The 24,267-nt window shown below is 44.4% G+C and carries 19 protein-coding genes; 4 read left to right on the top strand and 15 right to left on the bottom strand.

Features of this window, described 5'->3' with window-relative positions; genetic code table 11:
- Nucleotides 1-114: 114 nt before the first annotated feature.
- From AC19MX_RS16725 to AC19MX_RS16655, 15 genes are all read right to left on the bottom strand, one after another.
- The gene (locus AC19MX_RS16725; RefSeq protein ID WP_432403584.1) at nucleotides 115-1,119 is read right to left on the bottom strand and encodes an AgmX/PglI C-terminal domain-containing protein; all 1,005 of its coding nucleotides are present in this window, start codon (nucleotides 1,117-1,119) and stop codon (nucleotides 115-117) included.
- Nucleotide 1,120: 1 nt separating this feature from the next.
- On the bottom strand, nucleotides 1,121-1,654 hold the full coding sequence (locus tag AC19MX_RS16720) for an ExbD/TolR family protein (RefSeq protein ID WP_432403586.1): 534 nt from the start codon (nucleotides 1,652-1,654) through the stop codon (nucleotides 1,121-1,123).
- Nucleotides 1,651-2,205 carry a biopolymer transporter ExbD gene (locus AC19MX_RS16715; RefSeq protein WP_432403588.1) on the bottom strand — a complete coding sequence of 185 codons (555 nt, stop codon included), beginning with the start codon at nucleotides 2,203-2,205 and terminating at the stop codon, nucleotides 1,651-1,653. The genes AC19MX_RS16720 and AC19MX_RS16715 overlap by 4 nt, the downstream gene beginning before the upstream one ends.
- A 5-nt stretch (nucleotides 2,206-2,210) precedes the next feature.
- On the bottom strand, nucleotides 2,211-2,864 hold the full coding sequence (locus tag AC19MX_RS16710; RefSeq protein WP_160054681.1) for a MotA/TolQ/ExbB proton channel family protein: 654 nt from the start codon (nucleotides 2,862-2,864) through the stop codon (nucleotides 2,211-2,213).
- Between the two features lie 121 nt (nucleotides 2,865-2,985).
- Nucleotides 2,986-3,348: a hypothetical protein gene (locus AC19MX_RS16705; RefSeq protein WP_432403591.1), complete on the bottom strand. Its 363-nt coding sequence runs from the start codon at nucleotides 3,346-3,348 to the stop codon at nucleotides 2,986-2,988.
- Between the two features lies 1 nt (nucleotide 3,349).
- Nucleotides 3,350-4,141: a tetratricopeptide repeat protein gene (locus tag AC19MX_RS16700; RefSeq protein ID WP_432403593.1), complete on the bottom strand. Its 792-nt coding sequence runs from the start codon at nucleotides 4,139-4,141 to the stop codon at nucleotides 3,350-3,352.
- Nucleotides 4,128-7,172, bottom strand: coding sequence for a tetratricopeptide repeat protein (locus AC19MX_RS16695; RefSeq protein WP_498299254.1), 3,045 nt, complete (start codon nucleotides 7,170-7,172; stop codon nucleotides 4,128-4,130). Before AC19MX_RS16695 ends, AC19MX_RS16700 begins: the two co-directional genes overlap by 14 nt.
- Nucleotides 7,172-9,211 carry a tetratricopeptide repeat protein gene (locus AC19MX_RS16690; RefSeq protein WP_432403597.1) on the bottom strand — a complete coding sequence of 680 codons (2,040 nt, stop codon included), beginning with the start codon at nucleotides 9,209-9,211 and terminating at the stop codon, nucleotides 7,172-7,174. Before AC19MX_RS16690 ends, AC19MX_RS16695 begins: the two co-directional genes overlap by 1 nt.
- A 108-nt stretch (nucleotides 9,212-9,319) precedes the next feature.
- Nucleotides 9,320-9,940 (bottom strand): AraC family transcriptional regulator, encoded by a 621-nt coding sequence (locus AC19MX_RS16685; RefSeq protein WP_282109931.1) that lies wholly within the window; start codon nucleotides 9,938-9,940, stop codon nucleotides 9,320-9,322.
- The gene (locus tag AC19MX_RS16680; RefSeq protein WP_432403599.1) at nucleotides 9,940-11,094 is read right to left on the bottom strand and encodes a DUF3570 domain-containing protein; all 1,155 of its coding nucleotides are present in this window, start codon (nucleotides 11,092-11,094) and stop codon (nucleotides 9,940-9,942) included. The genes AC19MX_RS16685 and AC19MX_RS16680 overlap by 1 nt, the downstream gene beginning before the upstream one ends.
- Nucleotides 11,081-11,341 carry a DUF4266 domain-containing protein gene (locus AC19MX_RS16675; protein WP_432403625.1) on the bottom strand — a complete coding sequence of 87 codons (261 nt, stop codon included), beginning with the start codon at nucleotides 11,339-11,341 and terminating at the stop codon, nucleotides 11,081-11,083. The genes AC19MX_RS16680 and AC19MX_RS16675 overlap by 14 nt, the downstream gene beginning before the upstream one ends.
- Before the next feature lie 7 nt (nucleotides 11,342-11,348).
- On the bottom strand, nucleotides 11,349-11,867 hold the full coding sequence (locus AC19MX_RS16670; protein ID WP_432403601.1) for a TlpA family protein disulfide reductase: 519 nt from the start codon (nucleotides 11,865-11,867) through the stop codon (nucleotides 11,349-11,351).
- Between the two features lie 51 nt (nucleotides 11,868-11,918).
- Nucleotides 11,919-12,581, bottom strand: coding sequence for an outer membrane beta-barrel domain-containing protein (locus AC19MX_RS16665; RefSeq protein ID WP_432403603.1), 663 nt, complete (start codon nucleotides 12,579-12,581; stop codon nucleotides 11,919-11,921).
- Nucleotides 12,551-13,291 (bottom strand): outer membrane beta-barrel protein, encoded by a 741-nt coding sequence (locus AC19MX_RS16660; protein WP_432403605.1) that lies wholly within the window; start codon nucleotides 13,289-13,291, stop codon nucleotides 12,551-12,553. Before AC19MX_RS16660 ends, AC19MX_RS16665 begins: the two co-directional genes overlap by 31 nt.
- A gap of 54 nt (nucleotides 13,292-13,345) precedes the next feature.
- Nucleotides 13,346-15,976, bottom strand: coding sequence for an HzsA-related protein (locus tag AC19MX_RS16655; RefSeq protein WP_432403607.1), 2,631 nt, complete (start codon nucleotides 15,974-15,976; stop codon nucleotides 13,346-13,348).
- 409 nt (nucleotides 15,977-16,385) lie between these two features.
- Here AC19MX_RS16655 and AC19MX_RS16650 point away from each other — a divergent pair, with 409 nt between their 5' ends.
- From AC19MX_RS16650 to AC19MX_RS16635, 4 genes are all read left to right on the top strand, one after another.
- A complete protein-coding gene (locus AC19MX_RS16650; RefSeq protein ID WP_432403609.1) occupies nucleotides 16,386-17,654 on the top strand; it encodes a hypothetical protein in 1,269 nt (422 codons plus the stop codon).
- Between the two features lie 2 nt (nucleotides 17,655-17,656).
- Nucleotides 17,657-20,095: a LamG domain-containing protein gene (locus AC19MX_RS16645; RefSeq protein ID WP_432403611.1), complete on the top strand. Its 2,439-nt coding sequence runs from the start codon at nucleotides 17,657-17,659 to the stop codon at nucleotides 20,093-20,095.
- Between the two features lie 118 nt (nucleotides 20,096-20,213).
- Nucleotides 20,214-21,791, top strand: coding sequence for a hypothetical protein (locus AC19MX_RS16640; RefSeq protein ID WP_432403613.1), 1,578 nt, complete (start codon nucleotides 20,214-20,216; stop codon nucleotides 21,789-21,791).
- A gap of 1,039 nt (nucleotides 21,792-22,830) precedes the next feature.
- Complete coding sequence (locus AC19MX_RS16635) at nucleotides 22,831-24,123, top strand: hypothetical protein (protein ID WP_432403615.1); 1,293 nt, start codon at nucleotides 22,831-22,833, stop codon at nucleotides 24,121-24,123.
- The last annotated feature ends 144 nt before the right edge of the window (nucleotides 24,124-24,267 follow it).

Below are 24,267 nucleotides of genomic sequence, written 5' to 3'. Positions count from 1 at the left end.
GTATTAATGTATGAGGCATTGGTAATGTCTAAAAAATATTACAGATAAAAAAAGCAGGTAATGAGACTATCATCACCTGCTTTTTTATTGCCTAAAGTCAGCGGGTAACGCTGATTAACTTGGGAAGAAGTCGATGGCCCAAATGGTGGTCATTACGGCAACACTTTCAGCTGGGAAAGTGATTGAACGTAATACCAAGGTTAACTGGCGCTCTAATTTAGCGTCATTTAGCTCGCTAGATTTAATGGTCACCTTGTTGATACTGCCATTGGGTTGAATGACAATTTCAAACATCACTTTGCCTTTTAAGAACGGATCTTTTCTTAAGGCGCGGTTGTAGAGTGAATAAAGCCGAGATTTATTCGCTTCTAATGTGCGCCTTAATGCCGCCTCAGATCGTTGCCCACCTTGACTGGCCTGGCTGGCTTTTTCTGTTGCGGCGCCCTGACTGGCTAACACTTCCTCTTTAGCGAGACGAATTTGTTGAGTTTCGTTACCGCTAAGTGCCCCTGACGATACAGTTTGGCTAATGGCTGACTTTGCCAAACTGTCGGTTTGCTTATTGGCCGCCCCAGCTAATAGGTCACGTTTTACTTTGACTTCTTGGCTGGTGGTTTGGTCAAGCTTACGCTGCGCCGTTGGGGTAACATCAAAAGCTTCGCGCATTGAAAATAGTTCATCTTTCATGGCGGCTAAGCCTGATGTGCTGGCTTTTTCTTTGGCTGCCTCACGGGTTGTGGGCTGCACAACTTGAGGTTTTACCACGGGCTCTACCGGTTTCTCGACGACCTTTTCTTCTGGCGGAGCCGGTTCTGGCTCAGGCAGAGGCTCAGGCTCTGGTGGCTTCACTTCAGGTTTAACCGGTGGTGGTAGCTGCTTTTCTTGTAAGATGATTTTCGCCAGTTGTGGCGGCACTTGCTCTTTCACTTCACGCGGCAGCTCAACTTGTTCAAGCATTGGCACGACAACGGCAAACACCAAATAAACCAGCAGCAATAGCCACAAAATCTGTTTAAACAGTTTGTCTTGTTTACTGGGTTTAAATAAGTCGCCTAAATCATTGAAGCTATTACTGGTGTGCTGATTAAATTGAGTTGTTCCAAGGGTCGCAGCACTCATGTTAGCTCTCCCCATCGGCTTGTTTAGCTTGTTGTTCAACCGCTAACGAAATATCACGATAACCGGTTGCTGCACAGGCTGCCATTATTTGCTTTAACACCACATAAGGTGTTGCCGCATCGCCAATAATGGTGACTGCGCGGCCGTTTTGTTGTTCGGTTTCACTCAGGTCTGTACGTTTACTGGCTTGATAGGTCAGCTCGGTGGTTAAGGAGTTAATAAACTCAGGGTTTTCTTGTTCAGTGAGTCCTTGTCCATCTTCACTTTTTTGCCATATAGCCCGATCTTGTACTAACACTGTGTCGGCGATAACTGTGATAACAAGGTTTTCAACGGGCAAGGTTTCAGCTACAGAGACTGGCAAGCTGAGCTTTTCGATATTTTGCAATACGCGCACTTCAGACTGATTCACAATTAAGAAAAACACCAAAATCGTGAAAATATCCATTAAGGCGACAAGGTTCAGCTTGCTACCTGCTTTTAGGCGCTTGTGATGTTTAACTAATCTGCGGCTTCTGGCCGATTGTTTCATCATTGCTTAGCTCCTATTGGTTGTCCAATAGTGACCTGTGCCCCTGAGTCACTAACAGCGGGAGCATCACCAAGCGAGATCATTGGAAATAACTCAGCATCAACCAAATTAGCTGCAACTACGGCTTTAAACGATCGCACTGTGTCCATGGCCGACACGATGGTTTGATAGTCTATTGCTGGGTCGAGCAGTAGTACGATGTCGTTTTTCTCAATACCTTGCTGTTGAAACGTTAACTTTAAATCTTGCAGGTACACCGACAGTGCTGCGAAGTCGTAGCCTGTCTCTGTTATGTCAAATTGTTTAAGTGCCATACCCGCCGGATAGTTAAGGGTTAAGCGGCTAGGGGTAATCACCAATTCGAGTATTTTGGGTTCTAGTTCATCTTGTGCTTGTTCAGCTTCTGACAATACCGGTAGCTGTAAGTTAAGAATGCGCACTTGTGAGAACACCAAACTCAGCAGTAACACGGGTACTAACACGATCATTAAGTTCATAAATGAGGTGATATCCAGTTCTGCATCTTGGGTATTTGGGCGACGGTGGCGTCTCATACTCATTAGCCTCGGTTGTTATCCGTTTGCTGCTTAAATGACAACGAATTAAGCAGTTTGATGCCTGCCATTTCAATTGAGTCAACAATGGTGGCCGTTTTAGTTTGTAGGCTCGAGTGAAATAAAATCAGTGGGATAGCGGTGATCAAACCAAATGCAGTGGTGTTCATTGCAACTGAGATACTTGAAGATAATAAGTTGGCTTTTTCAGCTGGGTCGGCGCTGGCAACGGCCGAGAACGCCGCAATTAAGCCCATAATGGTACCTAACAAACCGAGTAACGTGGCGATATTCGCCAGTGTGGCAATAAAGGGCGTGCGTTTTTCAAGGCGCAGCATGTATTCCATCACGGTTTCTTCCATGGCGTATTCAACATCTTCACGGCGACTCGCGCTTGAGATACGCGCAATACCTGAGCGCAATACGTCAAATACTGGCGCTTTATGATTTTGCGCATGTTGACTAATGGTATTGATATCACCTGTTTTTAGCGCATTTTTTATCAGCGCGAAGGCTTGCTGGTTGGTGCGATGAGCTGAGCTTAAATATAACCAGCGCTCAATGGTAATGGCCAACCCGACCACTAACACTAACGCGATAGGGTAGATAAATGGGCCACCATTTTGTAAAAACGCAATGATATGGTCGGTAAAACTCATGTGATGTTCCTTCTATTTTTGTTGTTTGAGCTCATAGCATTGATGGCTTCATGGGCTCAGTTATTTTGTTTGCTGTTGATTCTGTTTTTAATGTAATGCGTAGTGACTCAGGGCTATCTATTTATTTCTTACTGTTTTTGCTGCTATTGGCAAAGTCTCTCACCTGTTGCCTAAATGCTTTGGGGTTAATGGGTTTAAATTGAGGTAGGGTGAGCCGCATATCTTTGTTATTAATATCTATTGGATTGGTTATTCCTTGCCACGGCATAATGTACAGCACTTTAGGCTGCTCTTGAGAGCCCGTCACTTGGCTTTGGATCACCACAGGTTTGTTATTTGCAGCCGCAGAGCTCGTCGTTTTTGATGGGCTAGCCGCAGGCGTTATGTTGTTTGTGTCGACCTCATTGGCTGAGCTAGATTGAATCGCCATAGCCCCCAAAATGAACATCAAAGGTAATCGTTGCAGCACTTTTATTGTGTTCATCTTAGCCTGCTCCGTTGGTGTTACCGGGTAGGGTTAACCCTGCACGTTTAATTTTAATTTCGACGCCAGCAAGCCAGCGTTTTGCCTGTTCATCGTCTGGTTGATTGGCTAAATAAGCCAAATAAAACTGCCTTGCTTGTAATAATTTACCGCGATAAAGCTCTAATAAAATCGCTAAATTGAGTTGAGCTTGTGGATACTGAGGCCACAGTGTTAATGCGCTGATATAACCTTGCTCAGCTTGAGCGTATTGGCCATTTTTTCTGGCAAGGTTGGCCTTAATTTGGTGCGCGTATGGATTATTACTGTTGGCTTTAATCGCCTGTTCTAACAAAGTGTCAGCTTGAGCAAACGCTTGTTGATTAATAGCGATAAGGGCTTTGTTGACATAAGCGCCCGACAACTGCGGTTGGGCTGCGATAACGTCGTCAAACAGGCTATTGGCGCTTTGCCATTGCTGGTTTTTCATTGCATTAATGGCTTGTTGGTATTGTGCTAATACCGCAGCGGGTACTTCGGCTAAGCGTTGCGGCGCTTGCTCCAGGTAGGCATTGCGTGTATCTGTGCTACCAGCAATATCACTTAGGCTGTTATTAGCACCTTTGCTATTCAAATTGACTAAATCGACAATGTCTTTATCCGCCGCATTCACTGAAGGTTCAGAGCGTGTTTGAGAACTCAAATTATTGCTGTTTGGCGCGGAGCTGCAACTTGCTAATAAAACCACACTGAACAACCCAAGTAATGCGCTTTGCATGCGTGATGAGGTTGATAATGAATTAATGAATCGCATCGATAACCTCGTGTGTTAATTCTGATTTTTGGTACAGGGCAGGTGACATCTCTGCTAGACGCAGAAAGCTCTGGTCTATCCATTGATCAATAATGTCTTCCCATGCCCGCTGGGTGTTACTGATGTGAATGTCGATGGCTTTTTCTTCAAATGGGTAAGCAAGTTCTTCAAGTAAAATCTCATATTCTTCTAAAGCTAACTCATCTAAATCACTCGGACGTTGAGAATTCATCATGTCGCTTGCCAGTTGACGATACATTTCTGCCAAATTATAAGTAGCATGTGGCACATATTTAGCTAATTGAAAGTCGAGCACTTGTTGATAATAACCAATGGCTTTTTTCATAGCGTCTTGTTTGCTTTTTAAGCTTTTTTGCAGTGGCGCATTGAGCTTAATCGCCGCAAAACTGCGTTGCTCAGCTTTGCCTAGGGCAAATGCAGCAATTGAGGCTAGCTCGACCTGGCGTGCTTGAATGGCGTTTGCATCACTTTGCAGTTGCTGGCGATCAAAGCTGAGTATTTGCCTAAACCAATAATATTGTTTGTTGGCTTCACCACTTTGGCGATAAAACTCGCTCATTTTAAAGCGTACTTCTTGAGCCACATCAAACGGTTGCGGGTAGGTTTTTGCATAGTGTCTAAAGGTGGTAAGAGCGTTACCGCGATCGCCCGCTTTTAAATAATATTCAGCAGCGGTGTATTGTGCCTCACGCTTTAATGCTCCCGGTTGCTCGTTAGCCACAATAATTAATAACTGCTCTGCGGCTAAATCCCACTGCGCTAATGCTTCATAAGATTGAGCTAACTTTGCTGGAATGGCCGCACTAAACTCATGGTTTGGATGTTGGCTTTGAAATGGCTTTAATACGTCTACTGCTTCTTGCCAGCGTTGTTGTTCAAGCAATAAATTCGCGGCGTCGAGTTCGGCGTTCATCGCATATTTTGATTCTGGTACCACTTGCGCGACGCGTAATAATTGGCTAACCGCTAATTGAGGCTCGGTTTGTTTAACGGCTTGCGCCTGGAAGTAAATACTTGATGCGAGCAAGTTACGCATTTCTGTCCAGGCACTGCTGCCGCTAGCTGTGTATTGCAACGCTAGAACATAGCCGTCTTCTGCTTGAACATATTGCGCTTGTTGGTAAAGGCTGTTGGCATAAAGTTGGCTGACAAACTGGACTTGTTTACGGGCTGAGTCTGACAAGGGAATGGCCGTTTGTGCTGCGCTAGAGCTTGCAGTCAGTGGTGCAATGCCATGAGCTTGTAGGACAAAATCAGTAAAGTATGCCAACTCGCCGAAATCTTGGTTATCAAATGAATATTGCGCGGCATTACTGGCCAATTGCAAAGCGCGTTCATCTTGTGGGTATTGATTGATAAATTGTTTATCTAATTGATTCCGCTTGGTCAATAGTGGCGTCAGATCACTTGAGCTGCGTTGGCTGTCCTTTGTTATTAGCTCACGGATAGTCACCGTAGTTGCGTAGGCCGATTGTTGCTGGATTTGGCTTAAGGCTGTTGATGCCTCAGCGGGTGTTGAGCTATATGCAATGCTGTAATAGCTGTCTAGCGCGGCTTGATATTGCTCGGCCTCAAAGTTAGCGTCGGCAAATAAGTATTGGTCATGAATAATGTCTTTGCTGAGTAATGGCTTAGCTTGAGGCAATTGGGCCAGTTGTAAATAGGTGTTTAACGCAGTGGCCGCTTGCGCAAAGGCACTGATACGAGTATTGCCTTTTTGAGTTTGAGCCTCGGCATATAAACGGCGGCTGTGCTCGTCACTAAAACTCAGTAAATTAGGTAATAATTCACCTTGATGAGCTGTTGAAGCATTTAGCCAAAATGCGCTGTTTAAGCCATATTGGTTTACATAATCATTTTTGAGCTTATGCATGGCGGCAAATTTGCCTTGACGCTGATAAAGGTCAAGCAAGTCGAGTGAAAATCGCGCCGCCCAAATATGATTAGGGGCAAAGTCGATATAAGCCTGGTAAGTTAGCTCCGCATCGTAGTCGAGCTTTTTGTCGAGTAAAAAGGTGGCCAAATTAGCAAATAATACATGCTGGTATAAATCAATATAAGGCAGTGACTGATTGTCTTTAACCAAAGTGACTAATGACTGAGATTGCAGTTGTTGGCTTAATGAAATACTCAGCACTCTTTGGGTATCGATAGCTAAGTTTTGCGCGCGGCTGCCCAGTTTTTCAAAGGCAAAATTATCAGCCGTTAATCTAGCTATATCGGGGTTGTTTTGTTGGCTAGCAACCAGTGCTTCAAACACTTGTAAAAACGCGTTATCGGCATTGGCAAGTCGGTTGAGCTTAAATTCAGACCAGCCAAGCATGTACAGGCTATTAAGCTGGTATTTTTGATTATTACTGGCGGTTAAGACCTGTTTGTAGGCTTGAATGGCCGCTGAGTAATTTTGTAAATTGTAATAAATCTCACCGCGCCTAAAGTTGAGCTCGGCCAAATACTCTGTTTGTGGGTATTGGCGCAATAGCGACTCAACCTGTGCCAAACTGGCGTCTAATTTACCTTGTAAATCCAGCGCTTTAGCTAACTGATATTGAATGTGCTCGTTTTCTGCTCTTTGCGGATAACGCTGTAATAACTGTTGGTATTGCTCAATTAATTGCTGTAATGCCGCATCGTTTTGGCTCAGTTGGGCCAATACTTGGCTGTCAGCTTGCGATGGGTCCGTTAGCTCATCACCTAAGTCTGCATAAGATTGGGCTTCAAAGGATTCGGTGTTAATTTGCGCCAGGCGATATTCCACATGAGTACGCACTTCTGGATCGGGCTCTAAGGTCAATAATTGTTGATAAATCCCAGCCAAAGCGGCACTTCGTTGCTGTTGACTCATTTCAACGGCGGCGACTTTTTTGCTAGTGCTTTTATTGGCTAAATCGCTCAAGCTGGCCCGTTTAGCTTGCTGGGTATAATCTGATTGACCACTGCTAAAGCAACCCGATAACAGCATGCCACTCATCACAATGAGTGCGCTTGATACATAAGATGAGGCAGACATTAGTGCGATCCTTGTGAAGCTGTATCAACCGCAGGCGATGGATTTATTGGTGCTCGGTCAGCTTGCGACATTTGCTCTAATACATTGGCCATTTGATGGCGGGTGGTGAGAAGCAGTTGTTGTAAAGTATATTGCTGTTGCTGGGTAAATATACTGATCTTGCCGCGGATTTCTCTGCTAGTTTTGAGATTCAACGCTTCGATATTAAAGGTCATTTTATTGATGTCGGTTTGTGTTTGTTGTTGGCGCACGTCAAAGTCAGACAACAAACGTTTATTAGTGGATAAGTCACTAAACCGACTAGCTTGCAGCTCAAGCAATTCGAGTTGTTCAGTTAATTGTTTGAGGCTTTGCTTATGCTGCCAAAGTCGCTGTGGGAATGAGCCTTGTAATTGCCATTGCAACACGCCTTTTATTCTATCAAGTCGTTGCTGTTCATCATCTATATTGCGTTGTTTTGCCAATGTATTAAGCGTTGTTTGGCTAGCGTCGATCCGTGTTAACCACTGTTGTTGATTTGGATCGGCAAATACCTGCGCGTTTTGTTCAACTTCAGCCTGGGCGATCACTTCCGCTATACGTTGTTTTTGCGCTGTTAAGCTTAGAAGCATATCGCGATAAGCCAGTTGTTTTTGTTGTTCAATCACCTTGGCCTGACGCTGGCGGTTTAACGTTAATGTGTCTTTAAGCCATTGGCTGTTAGCTTGCTGAGTGTTGACATTGTCACTGAGTAACTCAAGGCTTAGCAGGGTTTGATAATCGTTTGTTAGCAAAGGATCTTGTAAGGCTTTTTTAAGCCAGGGGGCGTCGGTGTTAAAGCGTTGGGTTAAGATAAGCGCGAGTACATCTGACTTTGGTGTTAATAAGGTATTTTGCTCATCTTCAGCCTTAGTGGCAAAGTCCATGATGTTTTTGCTGTCGTTGAAGGTCTCGCCGAATTGTTTAATCTCAGCAATTTTTTGCAAATATAATTGCTCAGCTTGCTGATACAAGGTTAAGCCCTGTGCTAACGATTGTTGTTCGCTCACTTGATTGGCGCTGAGCAACGCGGCTTGCCAGGCTAAATTTGAATAAGGGTATTGTTGTTGCAATAACGCCAGTAATTTAAATGACATGTCGTATTGCTGTTGCTGCTGGGCTGAATAAGCAAACAAAAACAATGCCGATTCGGCATAGGGACTTTGCTGCGGGAAATCGCTTAATTCGTTATAGGCTAAATCGTATTGTTGGTTCGCTACATACAATTGTGCCAGTAGTAATTTGGCGTAGTCGTTAATTGCTTGCTGTTGCAATAGGGCATCTTGCACTTCAGGTTTGAGCTCGTCGTTGGCGTCAAAAATATCGGGCTGTGCAAAAGGGTTAAACAGTTTTTGCCAAAAGTTAACTTCAGGAGCCTGCCATTGCTGCTCTTTAAGCTCAATTAATATGGGGTGAGCTGCGTTGTATTGTTGTTGATCCATGTGCAATAACGCTTGGTTTAATGCAATGTAAGCGGCAGATGAATTAGTCGGTAAAGTGTTTTCTTCTGTATTGGCTTTTTGCTGTACCTGGGCGGTTAACGGCGGCGTGTCCGGCCAATAAGCTAATTGGCTTAATACATGATATTGCTCAACATAGGCAGGCAATACTGTGGTTATTCTGCCTAGGGTCAGCTTAGCTGTTTCAACGTCGCCTTGATCAATTTGTTGCTCGGTTAATTGCAGTAAAGCAATGAGCAGTAGCTCTTGCGGTGATGTGGCCGATTTTGCTTTGCTGTTATGGGTAGCCGCATTGGCTTGGCGTTGCTCAAAACGCGTTAAGGTTTGTGTTGCTTGGTCGTGTAATCCAATCGCAACCTGCAGGCCTGCCTCAAACAGTTGGCTGCGATCAGAATCAACCCCTTGGCGTTGACGATTTAAACTAATTTGCCTCAGTGCAGACCCATAATCACCAGCGAAGTAAAAGTACAAGGCTTGACGATAAAACTTGTCTTCTAAATCTGTGGTTTTTGCTGATTGGCTTACTGTTTCTGAGGCCTGTACGTCTGCTGTATTGAACATGAGCAAACTGCCAGATAGCATAACGACACAAGCTAAACCTCGTGCAAATTGATTGCTTAGTTGAGTAAGACTAATCTTAAATAATGCAGTGATAACGACCATTATGATTTACAACACCCACTGTTCGACTTTGATATCAGCGCGATAGCTTGATTCACTGTCTTCAACTTTAAGCTCAATCATTACGGTTTCATCGGTTTTATCGAAGTTATGGGTAATGGCGCGTTGTACTGTACGACCTTCTGCATCGTTACCGGTAAAAATGGCGGTAAGCAGGTGCGGGCCCATTTTTATGTTTCCCAAATAGATGCGTTGAATGCCGCCTTGTTCTAAGGCCTTACGTTGGCGTTCGGTATATAAAAAACCGCTAACATTATTGTCGTCAATTTTAAGCTCAACACTGTCGAGTTTAAGAAAACGCCCTACATCAACTGACACAAAAACCGCAATTTGAGTGCTGGCCGGAAACAGTAAATCTTCTTCTAAAATAAACAAATCGCGATTGAGCTTTAGCACCTGGCTTTTAATGTCTTCAAGCTCTGATGCCAGCGCGCCTTTATTAGCGTCTTCAGCATGCACTGGTATAGATAATAAGCCTGTAAGCAGTGCAGTGACAGCAAATAAGCGGGTTAAAAATGCACAAGATTTACGCACGGTAGTCATAGGGTTAAGGCCTTGGTAATTTCGTTGTAAGATCAATATTTTATCGATAACGTTAAACACAGACATTAAAAGTACACGCTAACAAAGGCACGGATCACATTGGCTGAAAAACCATAAAAAGGTTCGCTACCGACTCCGCCGTCTGCGGTGGGGTCCCTAAAATTATTGTACTGAAAGTCGATATAATCCCACTGTAAGGATGCCTCTGAGCGAGTATCGCCAAATGACATCGACGCGGGCAGCATATAGGTGATCCCTAAACCATAGGTTATGTCGCTAAAGTCACTTAACTCTTTGTCGCGCGCCATATAATTTTGCGCGTCACGATAGGGGAATAAATCGCTGTAAAACTCAGCTTGAGTTTGCTGGTAATAACGTACTTTTAGCTCTAGTTCTAAACTGTCACCAATGGGGTGACGATAACCTACTTCAACGTCGCTGGCGGTGATTTCCCAACTGTCGTTAAAATGGCGGTAATGAAAAAACAGCGCAGCCCGGTAAGGTAAAAAGTAACTGGCCGATAATTTTGCCGCAAACGAATTGCGGGTTTCTGGATAGACTTCGGCTTGATACCCCACACCCGATGGAATGCTGTTGTCGACATAACGCACGGTGCGATAAGGATTATTTAAGTAACCACTGTCGGCAATGGCCTCAACGTTGAAACTGGCTGTGAGGTTACGTGTTAAAATTTGATTAATGCCTGCGCGAATTCGATATTGCTCGCTTTGTTCTTCAAAGATGTCATCGCCATTACGCTTAATCTCGTTGTCGCCGTAAGATAAACCCAAATTAAGATTGGTTAAATCACCAAAGGTGTCTTGCGACACATTGATGCTAAAAGATTGGGCTAAATAATCGTCTTCATTACTTTGGCGTAAATTGAGTGACATTAAGGTTTTGTCGTACAGGTATTCAACCCCGACCTGGCCTTCATGGCGTTTTTCGGTGTACGGACTGGCGGTGCTGACCACATCAACAGAGGCGGATGAAATGCTGTCCATATAATAGTAGGCGGTAATCGCGACCGATTCTGAGGCTTTTTTTCGCAGCATGACGGACGGACCATCAATGGTCATTCCGCCACCTTCGTAGCTGTGATAAAGCATATCGGCGCGGTCCGGATCGAGCACAGCGGCTTGCGCAGTTAAGGCGCTAATGCTCAGGCACAGTGCCGCAAAGAGTTTAACGCTGTTATTAAGCAAATTAGTTACAACCACAACCACCTCCTCCGGTGCCTTCAGCGCCACGAGCTGATTCACGCCCTTCAAGGACGTGCGCCACATGCATGCTGGCACTAGGGTGACGATTCATGCGCATAATTGGATCAGCCAGGTTTTGACGCTCGTAGGGTTTAACCCAGGGCTCAATGCCCATGCTCGAACAACCGCTCAGGCCGACAATGCTTAGCAGTGCGATGCACTTTAGCGATAAGGCGGTGAGGCGAGGTGAAAAGGTGAATGTCATCATCGATTTACTCTCTGATCAGCTGTTTAATGGCCGCGGCGTATTTTTTGTCATAACCGTCTTGATAACCTTGAAACACAAAACGCACCTTACCATCACGATCAATTATCACTGTGGTGGGCATGGCTTCAACCTGATAGGTTTTAGACAAGGAGTTGGTTTGGTCAAAAAAGATTGAGAAGCTCAAATCAAGATCGGCAAGAAAATCTTTACCGGCCTGGTTTTCTTGCTCAACGTTGACGCCCCAAACTTGCACGCCTAACTCTTGATATTTGTCTTGTAACTTTTGCAGCACAGGCATCTCTTTACGGCAAGGGCCACACCAGGATGCCCAAAAGTTGATTAAGATAATCTCACCGCGCTGTTCGGCTAAGTTAAGGTTAGTGCCTTGCTGGTTTTTTAAGGTGAAGTCGGGCGCTGCGTCACCAATAGTGAGCGCGTGTGCTTGCATCGACAACATCTGTACCGACAATAACAATGCACCTAAGGCAATAAGACATTTACCGCTAAATCGACTGAACAACATTGAGTTTCCTTTTGGTTTTTCTTTTGTGTACTGATTTTGCATCAATAACACTTAAAAATAAAACGACACACCCGTAGCAAAATTGAGGTTATGCGTGGTTTTAGATTCGCCGGTAACCTCGGTGTTAAACAGGTAATCACTCATGCTTAAATCCCACGCTATCCAGTCGGTTAAAAACACGCGATAATTGGCGGTTAAGTTAACGGTAAATTGCTCGTCACCGGCAAATTCTGTGTTGCCGCCGCCTAACTCAACGGAAAAGACACTGTTAAAAACGGTATCTTTACTGAAAAATATTTCGCCAGGTAACATGTTATAGCCAATGTTAAGACCGTAATAAGTCAGTTCACGCTCGTCGTCAGTTAACAATGGCGCGGCATTGGCCAGTTTTTCAAAACTGGTTTCACCGGCTTTAGCCTGGGCGTAACGCGCTTTAACATAAAAATGTTCGCTGATGTGATAACCCACATGTGCGCTGACCCACGGGCTTGACTCAAAGTCTTCAATCGACAAAATGCCGCCTTGAATACCCACTTCAAAATTTTCTGTGTCGAGCAGGTCGTCAAGCACATCGCGGCGCTCTACATCCGCTTTAACAGTGTTTGGTGTGTCATCTGCTGCAAAGGCAACTGAGCTTGGGGTTAATGCGCTAAACGCCAAGGTGCTGGCGGTCAGTAACGGCATTAAAAAAATACGCTGAATCCTATTTTCCATGTTTGGATCTCTTCATTTTCATCTCGGTCGGTTAAGGCTAACGAGAGTTTGTATTCGGCGCGTAATATAAAGTTACGAGCAAGGTGATATTTAACGCCTGCAGCGGCGCTCATTAGCGTGCTGCGACGTGATTCGGTGTCGGCTAAAACACTATGAGGTTCGGTATTAATGATCCCAGCGCCAACGCCGATGTAAGGCACAACAAGTAAATCGGGTATTGGGTGACTTAATAACATCACTTCAAATACATCACTGTCTGAAATGCTACCCAATGCTTTACCCGCTGATAACTCAGCGCTAAAGACGGGAGTAAAGGCATAACCGGCAAATAAATTATAAAAGTTAGCGCCTTCTAGGTCGCCGTACATCACCCCAACGTCGAATTGACGGTTTATGACATCTTGTTCAGTGATTTGCATGGCGCTAATCGCTTGACCGTCTTGAGATAAGCCCAATAAATCATCTTGATGAAACCAGCCTTCAACACCGCGTTTGTCTTTTACTTTTAACCAGGACGTGCGCTTAAGTAACACGCTGACCATCTCGTTTTTTTCAATAACCGATACCACAGGGTAACCCGCGCTCGGGCCAGATCTGAGTTCAACAAAAGGTACGTCGATACGTAAACTTGGGTTGTCGTTAGCCTGTAATAATGGGCTTAAGCACAAAAGTGCCAATAGCAGCCAGGTGTTGCGTATATAAGTCTGCATAATTCCTTATCGCAAAGTCTATTGCGCCAACGTTGAGGGTTGGCGTTTGCTTTGTTAGTCCTGTGAGTAAAAAGGCGTGTTGTAATATTGGGCGCCAATGTCTAACCATTCGTTGAGCAATTTGAGCTCATCTGCCGACAACATGTTTTGGTGAGTGGTGTTGTTCATCACCTCAAAAAATGTGTTGCTTGAGCGAGCGCCGTTAGTCGACAAAATGGCGGGTACATTGACCGTGGTTAACACTGGAATAGGATTACCATCTGCGTCAAGAATGAGCTCGCCATTACTGTCGACCTGATACACCACGTTGCCGTCAGCATCGAGCACTTCAATTAACCTGTCGATTAAAATGCCGTCGACTTCTTCCTGCTCAACATCGTTAAACAGCAGTTCGCGGTATGAGGTTAAATGGGCTGGCTCGTCGCTAGACGCTGAACTGACTAATGACAATTGCCCTGCAGGCACCTGAGCTGCGCCGTCGGCATCGACAATATTGTGGCAACTGGTACAAGTGTTATCGGCAACGATCATTTGAGTTGCTGTGTCGACAAAAGGCCTTGCAAGATCCCACAGAGGTTGAATGTGCTCGACATAATTGATTTGTATGCGGCAATACGCGGTCCAGTTATCAAAACATTGGCTGCCATTTGGTGCTGGCGTGGCTAAATTGCTGTAGTTGTAATCAATGCTTGGATTGACCGCAGACAATACTGGGTTGGTCCATATATCGAGATAGGAAAGACCCGCATTTAATTCTGCAAGGCCATTGACCATTTCATCTGCCTCGGCCATGGTTTGCCCTTGCTCAGGAATAATATTACTGCTGGCATTAGGGTAAGCAGAGCCGCCAATCGCACCTGAGTTAATACTGGCAGCTTGTGCATCTAGTCGGCCGTGAGGCAATTGACTGTTAGCGGTATGGCAACCGACACACTCTAATGTTTCACCAGGCATTAAGGTAATCCATTGGCGATGACGACCGCCGATACGCTGGCCATTAGCATCTAATACGCTGATGGCGAGTGGTACGTTGGCTGGCACTTTAATTTTCACCGAGCCATCGGGTTGAATAGGGCTATAACCTATGATTTCGCGCATGAGTTGGTTATTACTGCGGCCAAAATCAGTGTTGGGAATATCACGCACCTGATCAGGTGGCATGGGCACACCACGAACAATGCGTAAAAAACGCGCAGGTAAATTAGCCGCAGGCGTTTGAGATGGGTCACTTAAACGGCTTATCCCACCACTATTGGTTGTACTGTCAATGCCGTCAAAGTCATACACGCTGCGAATGTGGATTGAGCCTGCTAGCTCCTGGCTAAGTTGTGAGTCGAGTTCATTACCGACCACTTTATCGGCAATAAAGCTTTTAGGCTGCGCGCTAGGTTGCATCACGACCGACTCTGTTAGCACAGTACCTAGGGTCGTTGTCGCGACTAATTGTTGGGTATTATTAGCATTATTAAGTAACCAGAGTTCGTACAATGGATCAGCTTGAATCAAGTTTTCATCGGCCAGTTGTTCAGCCGTTAACTGGCCGCAAGCACGGACAACATCATTGACTATCACTCGGCATAAATCCCAGCTCATTAAATAACGTTGGCTGCTGTCGGGAAGCGGAAATAAGTGATTCAATCGACCGGTTTCGGATAACGCTGTTGAGAATGAAAATTGAAAATCAGACAATACGGCGTCAGTAATGGCATTGTCCTGAGCACCTGATGTGGCAGTGGCTTGCTCTGCATCAATATAGTCATCAATGTTAATCACCACAGGACGCTTTTGAATCACGCTATCATCTTGTGAGGTGAGCAACATCAAAATCTCGCCGCTAGGTAATTGTTGCGGTTTAACAAAATCAATTGATTCAGTTTGACCATCGACACTCAGTTGGTGCGAATGCCAGCCAAAAACCAGTTCGTTGTCGCTGCCATCTGGGTTCATGCGGTACAAATTGACCCCATGGTCTGCGCCCATTCGGTCCCAACGGCTATAAAGTATTTTACCGCTTTGTAGCACTAGCGGATAAAAGTCGTGGCTTAAATTAAATGTCAGCTGTTTGATGCCGTTGCCGTCTGGGTCCATCACATGGATATTGAAGGTTTCATTGGCGCGGCTTTCATCTAAAGCAGTGTATTGCGGTTTGCCTTCGTCGAGTAAAATGGCGCGCGATAAACGCTGACGAGTTGAGGCAAAAATAATTCTGCCGTCAGGCAAAAAGCTTGGCATTAAATCATCACCTTGCTCAGCCGTAACATCGCTAGTTATCACGCGTTCTAGGGTTTCATCGGCAACGCGATAACGCCATATATTCCACTTGGGCTGCTCATCATCGTCGGCATCGTCAATTTCAGGGGCGCGAATGGCCATCAGTAATTGCTGGCCGTCGTCTGACACAGAGATATCACGGATATCAATAAGCTTATCTTCACCAAATAAACTGGCCGTTAAGTTGGTGGCTGGTGAGTCGGCAAAGGCATTACGTTTTATCAGTAACTGAGCGCCCGGATTAAAATGAGCGGGATTGAAAGTGTCAAATTCTGCTGGGGGTTGATCGACAGCGGCTAAAGTGCGCTCGATATACGCCACCGGATATTCCACAAGCACGGGATCAGGCTGTTCATCTTTAATTGCTGTTTCAGTATTACATCCTAGTAACAATGCAATAACTGTAAACATCATTATGTTATAGCCTGAGGTCGGCCTCATTTGTTTTCCTTAACCATCATTATTATTGTAAGAGTTTTAGCCAATCCCGATTAGGCTTGACATTATTGCCTTGTAGGCTCAGTGTTTCAAGGCTTTTTGTGAAATAGTTTCAATACTTTTTTTTGACGGTTCAAGGCACTTTTTTGGCGCCAAGTTATTGGCTGAGAGTGTCAAAAAAATTAACAAAATAAAAACTTTTAATATTGCCCGTTGAATGATTTAATCAGCACCATTCGCCACCATCACTGCTTAAAAAACACTCAAACCAAGTGGGAGTAACAACATTTGCTCATTAAAAGAGAATGTTGATAAAACAAATAAGCAGTGCGGCACCGCAACGTCAGTTTACTGCAAGGCAGTCAAGTGTGAACAAGGAGACAGTATGAAGGATCGGCTTCGTACGATAACAAGCTTGAGCTTATTATCTAATTTTAGAACAATCATGCCGCTGAAACACGTCGTTAATGCATTGACTATTGGCGTGTTGAGCTTGTTGTCTGTGAATGCGGCAGCAGGGAGTTTAGAGCAGGCAAAACAATTACACGACCGTATTGCCGGTGTTGCTGCCTCAGAAGCGACGTTACAGAGCATGGCGACGTTATTAGATGATGGCAAACCGATAGAAGCCGCTTATCTGGCGATGGAAACCCCAGCATTTTATTCAACCACACTTAAGTTATTTGCTACGCCGTGGACCAATATTGAACAAGATATTTTTGCGCCATTAAATGACTATTCTGCCACTGTCATTGGTGCCGTTAGAGATGATGTCGATTTTAGAGAAATCTTACAGGCTGATATGGTGTATGTAGGCAAAAACAGTTTAAATTTACCTGCTTATAACCGTAATGATAATGCCCATTACCAAGCATTAGAAGACCAATTTATTGATTTAAAAGATGGCCTTGAGCGCACCACGCAATCAAGTCTAAACGGTTTACCTTCGTCAGCCACCGCCGGCGTGCTAACCAGCCGCGCCGCGGCCAAAGAGTTTTTTTATTTAGGCACTAATCGCGCCATGTTCCGCTTTACCCTAATGAATCATTTATGTACCGATTTAGAACCGCTTAAAGACAATACCCGTTCAACTGACCGTATTCGCCAGGATGTGAGTCGAAGCCCTGGTGGTGATAGTCGTTTGTTTATTAATAACTGCTCAAGTTGTCACAGCGGCATGGATCCATTAGCTCAAGCATTTGCCTATTATGAGTATGAATTTAACCTCGATCAGGACCCAAGTGGTGAAAGCGGTTCAATTGCTTATAACACCAGCGGTCAAACCGATCCCGACACGGGCTCTCGTGTACAAGGTAAATACCATATCAACTCAACAAGCTTCCCTTATGGTTTTGTGACGCCAAATGATAATTGGCAAAACTATTGGCGCCAAGGGCCTAATCAAAAACTGGGTTGGGATAACAGCTTATCTGGGCAGGGTAGTGGCGCCAAGTCGTTAGGGCAAGAGCTGGCTAACAGTAATGCATTTGCACAATGCCAAGTGAAAAAAGTCTTTAAGTCAGTATGTTTGCGTGATGCAGAAAGCCAGGCCGATATTGCGCAAATTAGTGCAACAACAACCTCTTTTAAGCAGAATGCTTACCAGCTTAAGCGAGTGTTCGCTGAAGTTGGCAATTATTGTATGGGAGAATAGGCATGAAATTTTTAATGATTAAACGCCTTGTTATTGTCTCATTATTGTTTGGCTTAAGTGCTTGTGGCGGTGGGGATGTAGAAAAAAATCCACCCGCTCAGCAAACCCCAACCTCTAACGTATATACTGGCCCTGCCGCGGCAACCGCCGATATTCAAAAGTACAAAACGTCATTGTGGGACAATATATCGACTCAGGATAAATGCGGCGCTTGTCATACCGAAGGTAACCAAGCCCCTTATTTTGCCAGCCGTAATGATGTTAACGACGCTTATGCCGCTACCAACCCGTTGGTTGACTTAACCGACCCAAAAGCTTCGCGTTTAGTCAGTAAAGTCGCTGGTGGCCATAACTGTTGGTTGGCCAGTGATTCAGCTTGCGGCGAAACCATGACTCAGTGGATTAAGTTATGGGCTGATGACCGCGTGAGCACAGCCAATACTATTGAGCTAACAGCACCTGTCATTAGAGACCCAGGTTCAAGCAAAAACTTCCCCGATGACAGCAGTTTATTTAGCCAGCATGTTTATCCGATTGTGCATCAATATTGTGTCTCTTGCCATAGCGAAGGCGTGCAAGCGGCGCAATCACCTTTTTTTGCCAGCAACGATATCGAGCAAGCGTATGAAGCCGCAAAAGGGTTGATGAATTTAGATACCCCAGCACAATCACGATTAGTGGTTCGCCTAGGTTCGGAGTTTCATAACTGTTGGAGTAACTGTTTAGACGACAGTATTGTAATGCGCGATGCGATTATGGCGTTAAGTGATGGCATTGAACTCGATGAGATCTCACCGGATATGGTGGTGTCTAAATCGTTACGGTTAACCGACGGTATTACCGCATCAAGCGGTGGTCGTTTTGAAACTGACGTGATTGCGCTGTACCAATTCAAAACCGGTGAGGGCGCCATTGCCTATGACACCTCGGGTATTTCACCTGCGGCAAATTTAACGCTCACGGGTGATGTCGATTGGTTAGGCGGCTGGGGATTGTCATTTACCAATGGTAAAGCGCAGGCTAGCACCGCCAATAGCAAAAAATTGCACGATTTAATTACCGCAACGGGTGAGTTTTCAATAGAAGCCTGGGTGACGCCCAATAATGTGACTCAAGAAGGGCCTGCCCGCATCGTCACTTATTCAGCAGGTGATGACGCGCGTAACTTTACCCTTGGGCAAACCCAATATAATTATGATTTTATGCTCAGAACTGAAGCATCAAGTACCAATGGTGAGCCGGCCTTAAGTACGCCCGATGCCGATGAAGTATTGCAAGCGACGTTGCAGCACGTAGTCATGACTTACAACGCCACTAACGGCCGCAGTATTTATGTGAACGGTCAGCTGATTGATGTGGTTGATGAAGATATTGCCCCATTAGCAAATTGGGATGACAGCTTTGCGCTAATTTTAGGCCGTGAAGCGTCTAATCAACATGTATGGCAGGGCGATGTCCGCTTATTGGCTATTTACAATCGGGTTTTAGCGCCTGAGCAAGTGCAGCAAAATTATGAAGTGGGCGTTGGTGAAAAGTTCTTTTTACTGTTCTCAATAAGCCATCTCATCGATTTACCTAATACTTATGTAATGTTTGAGGTTAGTCAGTTCGACAATTACAGTTATTTATTCAGCAATGCTGCGATTGTAAATATTGACGGCACGCCAGTGAGTGACAGCTTTGAGGTAAAAGGCTTACGTATTGGTATTAATGGTAAAGAGAGCGCACAAGGCCAATCCTACGCAAATCTCGACTTGTCGGTATCGGCAGGGCAGGGACTTGCAGAGCCGTTTTCTATCTCGGCACTTGGCACCATTATCGCGCTTGAAAAAGGCGCTAATCAGGATGAGTTTTTCTTAACCTTTGAGCAATTAGGTGAGCACAGTAATGTGGTGCTACCTGGCGTATTTGTTACCCCTGCAGAGGTGCCTGCCACGACTGAGTCAGCTCAAGTGGGTGTGCGTAATTTTGCTGAAATTAATCACAGCATGAGTGTGCTAACCGGAGTGGCGCAGCAATCAACCAAGGTGTTTGCCACTTATGAGTTGGTTAAACGTCAATTACCTAGTCTTGAAAACATTGAAACCTTTATTTCAGCACAGCAAATGGGCATCACCCAATTAGCAATCGCTTACTGCGACTCGGCAATTGAAGATAATACCATACGCAGTAATTGGTTCCCTGATGTTGATTTTACGGCGGTGCCAAGCGTGGCATTAAGTGCGGCTGATAGAGGTAACTTGCTCAATCCATTAATCAATCAATTGATGCCATTGTCATTGAGTAACCAACCTAGCCAGAGCGATGTGTATGCAGAATTAGACAGTTTGGTGACAGGCTTGTCGGTGTGCAGTGGTACGTGTAATCCAGAGCGCACTCGAACCATTGCTAAATCAACCTGTGCTGCGGTATTGGCCAGTGCTGTCATGCTAGTGCAATAGGGGCCGCAGATGATAAATATATTAACAACCGCGCAATTGAGCTTTGTTCAATTGATGCATGCACCACTGAACAGCACTGCATTTGTTGCCGTAAAACAGAGACAAAAAGGATCCAACAATGACTAAACCAAAACATCTTCATCCAGACAGTCCATTGTTGTTTGCCGACCACCGTAAACCCATGACTCGACGAGAGTTTATTTCAACGGGTTTATACAAAGGTGGTGCGGCGGTTGCGGGATTATCTTTGTTTAGCATGTTTGCTAATCCTAACAATGCACATGCGGCATTGTCGCCAGATCTTGAAGCATTAAGAGGTTCTTGCGGCATTAGCGTTCAAGGTGCGGGTAAAATTCCGTTTATTAGTTTTGATTTAGCGGGTGGCGCTAACATTGCGGGCTCAAATGTGCTCGTTGGCGGCGCGGGTGGTCAGCAAGACTTTTTATCTACAGCTGGTTACAACAAGTTAGGTTTACCGGGTGATATGGCTCCCTCAATTGCTAATCCTAATGTTGGCATGTCTGATTTTATCAATACCGATTTAGGCCTAGCATTTCATTCTGACTCGGCGTTTTTACGCGGTATTTTAGAAAAGGTTTCATCAGACACGGCATCAAGAATTAACGGTGCAGTGATCCCTAATCGCTCAGACAACGACACCGGTAATAATCCACACAATCCTATGTATGCTATTGCGGCAGCAGGCGCGAATGGCTCGTTAATGCCGTTGGTGGGCTCGCGTAATTCTGACTCGGGCGGCAATTCAATGGCGCCAACCAGTTTTATTGATTTAAGCATGCGACCGACCAAAATTGACAGACCGTCTGATGTCACCGGTTTGGTAGATGTGGGCGACTTATTTAGTTTATTGTCGCAACGTGATGCTGTGGCAGTAATGGAGAGTATTCAACGCATTAGCGCGCAAAAAATGGCGGCGGTGAATACCCAGGTGACCCGAGGTGATGTGATTAAAGATTTAGTTAATTGCGGTTATGTTAAAAGCGCTGATTTAGCAGATCGCTTTGGCGACCCTTCAACCCTAAATCCGTTATTAGACCCAGATATTGTGGGGCCAGGTGGCATATTTGGCATTAACGAGTTTGATTCTGAATCAGAGTTTCAAAAAACAGCATCGATTATGAAGCTAGTGGTGAATGGCTTTTCTGGCGCGGGTACGGTCACTATGGGTGGGTTTGATTATCATACAGGCGAGCGTGCAACCGGTGAGTTACGCGATTTACGAGCAGGGCGCTGTATGGGAGCCTGCTTAGAGTATGCTTCACGTCGTAATATGCCGCTAATGTTGTATGTGTTTAGTGATGGCTCAGTTTCAAGTAATGGCCGGATTGATGACTCAATGGAAGGACGTGGTAAAGGCGAATGGACGGGTGATAATTCTTCAACCGGAGCCTCGTTCTTTTTGGTGTATAACCCATCTGGCAAGCCACAGTTAATGGGTGGCACTACCTCGCAAATGGCCCAAAAACAACAAATCGGTTTTATGCGCTCTGATGCGTCAGTCGATACCGCGTCTGCGCCGTCTGCTAATAACGTGAATTTGTTAGTGGAAACGGTACTGCTTAATTACATGGCATTACACGGCGAACAAGGTCAATTTACCTCCGTAGCCCCAATGCAAGGGTTAGGTAATGCCACTATGCTCGACTCGCTAACCGCGTTTCAACCGATAGTGTAGAGAGTGTGACAGCGCCAGAATGTTGTACTGGCGTATTAAAGACACTTTTTGATATATCGCTAGCTCGCATGGATGCGGCTGAATCACCTCAAGTGCAAACGCTTCTGTGACACGCTGCGAGTACATCCTTGTAAGCTCGGCCATGACGTCCATGTCATGGACGGTCACAGCCGCGCTTGCACTCGAGGCTCTATTTCTTCGTTGCTGGCTGTGTATCGGCACAGATGTGTAGCTAAATTGGCTCATGGATGTGGCAGAGTCACCTCAAGTTCAAACACCTCAGTGACACGCTGCCAGTACATCCTTGTAAGCTCGGCCATGACATCCATATCATGGACGGTCACAGCCGCGCTTGCATCCGAGGCTCTATGCCTTCGTTGCTGGCTTTGTATCTGGACAGATATGTAGCCTAAATATTGGCTCATGGATTTGGCTGAATCACCTCAAGTTCAAACGCTTCTGTGACACGCTGCGAGTACATCCTTGTAAGCTCGGCCATAACGTCCATGTCATGGACGATCACAGCCGCGCTTGCACCTGAGGCTCTATGTCTTCGTTGCTTGCTGTGTATTGACTCTAAAGTGTAGAGAAATAATGGCTCATGGATGTGGCAGAATCACCTCGAACAAAGGGGGGATTTTACCCCCCAAGCATCACATGCTGCGCATGTAAAAAAATCAAAAGCGTTAAAAACAAAATCAACATGAATACTTTTATGTGGCATGTACCGATTTTATGTACAGGTATAATGGTTTTTCACTGGTTTACGACAAAAATGATTAACAGTCGTTCTTTAATTGTATCGGTTTATCAATTGAGAAATCGTAATTGTCTGATATTGTTATCTTTAGTTTTTTGTAAAATGAAGGTGAATTCTACTTTACGCGCAAGCACGGTTTGTTTTTGTCGGTTAGACATAATTAATTGCTTTACTTCAGTAAGATAGCAAATGTAGGATGATATTAATCAATAACTTAAGCTGCCGAATTTAAATTTATTTGGCCGTTCAATAAGCTGTTAGCCATAAATAGGATTTAGCATGAAAGCAAGGTTTTTGCCCCCTAGAGAAAACTATTCTGGTAATTTACTTTGGAATAAAGAAAGCTTTTCGACTAAGAAAGCTGAAATAGAGATATCACTTAATAAGCTAAGAGAAATTGGGTATTGGGCTAGTCAATTTCCTGAAGGGGATGGTGTTACTTTTAATATTTATGATGAAAAAATCATTAGAAATAATGAAGAGATGTTAGAAGATTTTATCCTGTGTTTTGATTGGGTTGATATTGATAAAGGCATTTCATCTGATTCAAATACCGAGTTAGCAGACTTAGAAAGTGATGATCGTTTATTAAAATGTATCGTAGTTGTTCCTTTGGATAAGATATACATTCAAGAAAAAATCCACTTAGATAAATATACATTTTTCTGTCGAAAAGAATTTGATCAAGAACCTTACGAGCGATATGGAAACTTCGACTGTGAATATGTTCAGTTTGAAGTTGATCTAAATTATAAAGATCTACTAAGGCTCAATAAAACAATGGATCATAATGACTACGTTATTAATAAATGTTTAGCTCTCGCTGAGCATGCACTTGATATTGTAAGGTTTTCTCATAGTTCATTTAAGGTCAAAGAGTTTACCCCAAATCCAGCAGGGCAAATGAGCAATGGATTTTATTCTGTGAATATTATTCCCATGGAGCAAACCCACATGAAGGCATTTGAGCTCAGTGGGATATCAAGACCTATTTCTGTAAGTAATAATTGGCTAGGGCCCCAAGTGGATGGGTTTTATGTTCCAGGTATTCAATATCTTTCTTATATTTATAGCAATGATACCAACAATGAAATTGCAAAATCGGTGATTTCAGCTTTAAGATCATGTCGTCAATCATTCTATTCAATTGGTTCTGAGTCACAGTTTTTGAACTTGGTATTTACGCTAGATGGGCTAACTGATCCTGTTGGTAATGGATGGAAACATCGAACTTTCATTGCTGCATTATTATCTAAAGGTTCTGCAAATGCATTTGAGAGTAAGCTAGAGAAATACGATTTATTATATACCGATGTAAGAAATAAACTGGTGCATGAAGGTAAGGATTTTTATGAATTAAATGAAGATCCTGATGATTCTTGTGAAGAGATGTTTAGTTACATAAAAGATGTAATTGAGTTAATTGCTGATAAAGTTTTTAATACTAGAAATGATATGGAAACTTATGCTATTGGTTTGCTAAAAGATCCAATTTATATAGCTAAATATACTGCTGTAATTAATCGCGTATCTATAGCCAGAGGGAAAAGACCACAAATACCTGCGTGGTAAATGGCTAATCGGGTAGTCGGAGGTATCTAGCCTCCAGCCCCCACACCACCCTGCATGCGGCTCCGCACAGGGCGGTTCATTTAGAACTCCTAACTCACTTTTTGGTTAGGATAATGAACTGCGATCCATCCATCTCTTAGTGAA

The sequence above is a fragment of the Shewanella sp. MF05956 genome (assembly GCF_059758055.1).
This window is presented reverse-complemented; position numbering and strand designations above follow the sequence as displayed.